The 2,812-nt window shown below is 56.7% G+C and carries 2 protein-coding genes and 1 pseudogene; 1 reads left to right on the forward strand and 2 read right to left on the reverse strand.

Translation table 11 applies throughout. The annotated features are described in order from the left end of the window. Nucleotides 1–321: 321 nt before the first annotated feature. Complete coding sequence (locus M0D69_RS43495; RefSeq protein WP_047848182.1) at nt 322–1,365, reverse strand: rod shape-determining protein; 1,044 nt, start codon at nt 1,363–1,365, stop codon at nt 322–324. 378 nt (nt 1,366–1,743) lie between these two features. On the opposite strand from M0D69_RS43495, the pseudogene M0D69_RS43500 reads away from it, so the two are divergent. Continuing rightward, a pseudogene (locus tag M0D69_RS43500) lies at nt 1,744–2,144 on the forward strand (transposase); the annotation flags it as partial. A 112-nt stretch (nt 2,145–2,256) separates the two neighbouring features. On the opposite strand, the gene M0D69_RS43505 reads toward M0D69_RS43500, so the two are convergent. Continuing rightward, nucleotides 2,257–2,556 carry a hypothetical protein gene (locus M0D69_RS43505; RefSeq protein ID WP_301787959.1) on the reverse strand — a complete coding sequence of 100 codons (300 nt, stop codon included), beginning with the start codon at nt 2,554–2,556 and terminating at the stop codon, nt 2,257–2,259. Between the last annotated feature and the right edge of the window lie 256 nt (nt 2,557–2,812).

Below are 2,812 nucleotides of genomic sequence, written 5' to 3' on the forward strand. Positions count from 1 at the left end.
CCAGCGTCTCGTTCTTGACGGTGCCGTCCTCACGGTAGCTGCGCCGCAGCAGGTGCGTGCGATAGACCCGACCCTTGTACTTGCGGGTCGTAGTGACGACGTGAGCGGTGCCAGTTCGTGATGTCATGCACATAAATATAGGACATTTAAATAAAAAGTCGAATATTTTAGTGACTACACATTGAACCCCAAAAAAGCCGCTCGCCGCAGAAATTCATGAGCACCGACAGACACTTGCCGCCATCAACCGGACTACAAAATGGACTGAACTTCCGTTTAGTCCGGCAAGCAGCAGCCATCAGAGCGACTGCACCGCCACACTTAATCGTAGGAGAAAACGCTACCGAATTTGTCCATGCGTTCGAGTGCCATGCCCGAGCCTCGCACAACACACGTCAGCGGGGCTTCGGCAACGAGCACGGGCAGACCGGTCTCTTCGGCGATCAGGCGGTCGAGATCACGCAGTAGCGCACCACCGCCCGCGAGCATGATGCCGCGTTCGGCGATGTCGGCGCCGAGTTCCGGCGGCGTGTGTTCCAGCGCGATCTTGACCGCCGATATGATCTGGTTCAGCGGATCGGAGAGAGCTTCGAGGATTTCATTGCTGGAGACCGTGAAGCTGCGTGGTATGCCTTCGGACATGTTGCGGCCCCTCACTTCCATCTCCAGGACTTCGGAGCCCGGGAACGCGGAGCCAATTTGTTTCTTGATCGCTTCGGCGGTCTGTTCACCGATCAGCATGCCGTAGTTGCGGCGGATATAGTTGACGATCGCGTCGTCGAACTTGTCGCCGCCGACACGCACAGAACCCTTGTACACAATGCCGCCGAGTGAAATCACGCCCACTTCGGTGGTGCCGCCGCCGATATCGACTACCATCGATCCGGTCGCCTCGGACACGGGCAGCCCGGCGCCGGTTGCGGCGGCCATCGGTTCTTCGATCAGGTAGACCTGCGACGCACCGGCGCTATGCGCGGCTTCCTTGATTGCGCGTCGTTCGACCTGGGTGGACCCGCACGGCACGCAGACAACAATGCGCGGCGATGGCGCAAACATGCGCGCTTCGTGCGCCATGCGGATGAAGTGCTTGATCATCTGTTCGGTGATGCTGAAGTCGGCGATCACGCCGTCCTTCATCGGGCGGATGGCTTCAATGTTGCCCGGTACCTTGCCAAGCATTTGCTTGGCTTCCTTACCCACTGCCAGAATGGTCTTTTTGCCATTGGGGCCGCCTTCCTGACGAATCGACACGACTGAGGGTTCGTCGAGGACGATACCCTTGCCTCGCATATAGATCAGTGTATTTGAGGTGCCGAGATCGATCGCCAGATCGTTTGAAAAGTAGCTGCGCAGAAAACCGAACATTCAAAATCCTGTCTTGCTTGATGCCAGGCGCTTGGCCGCACCACGTGCGACCAAGATGCGGTCGGGAAGGGAAAGAATAACAGTTTCCTAACGGCGGAGACGCAGCCATCCCGCGGGGGCGTATGAAAGCGTAAATGCCAGAGCACATTACAACTGCTTACGGTAACCACAAAATAGTATTCGTCACAGCGCCATTTGCGTTCTCATGAACGATATCTTTCCTAAGCCTCGGCTAAGTGGGCTGCGGCAAAGTCCCGTTCGACAGCAGACTTAATGCTCCATTAATGCCGGCGATCTCATTCGATGTGCAAGACGTTGTTGGCTTGTACCGGGTGCTAAGCCGCGACTCAAAGTCAGCTTGAACGCGACAGGGAAGCGATGCCTGACGATCTCATAGACGACGAATTCTGGTCGCTCATTGAACCCTTGCTTTCTACATGCGCACCGCAATACCGCCGGCATGTGGGTCGCAAGCCAACGCCGGATCGGGCCGTGCTCACCGGCATTGTGTTCGTGCTGCGATCGGGTATTCCCTGGAACCTGCTGCCGCAAGAAATGGGCTACGGGTCGGGCGCTGTCTGCTGGCGACGATTGATCGTATGGCAGGAAGCCGGAATCTGGCCATCTATTCGCGAAACGCTCCTGGTCGAGTTGCGTCGTCGTGGCCGACTCAACGAGGCACGTGCCATTGCCGACAGTTTGTCGATTCGGGATGTACTGGCGGGAAGCAAACCGGCCGGCGTTCTACGGGCCAGCGCAAGGTCGGCAGAGAACACCACAAGCAACCGCTAGGGCTCAGTGCGAAAAGCTGGTCCTTTTCGCACGCGATAATATTAATTAGATATCCGATGCAGTTATCGCGGCGAGCTTGTAAATAACGAGCCGACGATATTAAGCCGGGACTTCGTAGCAGCTGAGCTTCGGTGCGGTATCAGGATCTGGATAAGGCGACCAGGGCCCTGACAGCAGGCGCAAAGGTTGGGTCGCGAGGACTTCCGCTTCGTTTCGCTCACGCAAGGTCAGCGGCGGAGTCCCCGTAGGCTGAGAACTGGTTGCTTCATTGACCTCGCACCGAACTGCCTTTCCGTCTTTCAGCCGGACATCCGTGGTGTACGAATCGGGCGTTGTCGATGCACACGAAGCCGTAGCAATGACCGTGAAAGCAAGCAGCAGCAATTTCTGCGATTTCATGACAAACCCCCTCGTGCCCAGATACGTGAAAGCACATCTGTATTTCTATCACACCTCTTGTTAGCCGGAAAGAGCCCTGGATTCTTCGCACCCGGGAGCACAAGAGGGCAAGCTCTGCGACCCATAGGACAAACCCGTATCCGGAGGGAAACCTTCCGCCGTGAAAGGTTGGCGAAGGATAGCGAATCGTAGAATTTCTTCGGCGATTAGCAAAGCGTTTAAATCTATTGACGCCAGCCTGGCTTGCCAGGTTTAA

Origin of the sequence: Caballeronia sp. SEWSISQ10-4 2 (assembly GCF_030464885.1) — a bacterium.
Taxonomy (GTDB): Bacteria; Pseudomonadota; Gammaproteobacteria; order Burkholderiales; family Burkholderiaceae; genus Caballeronia.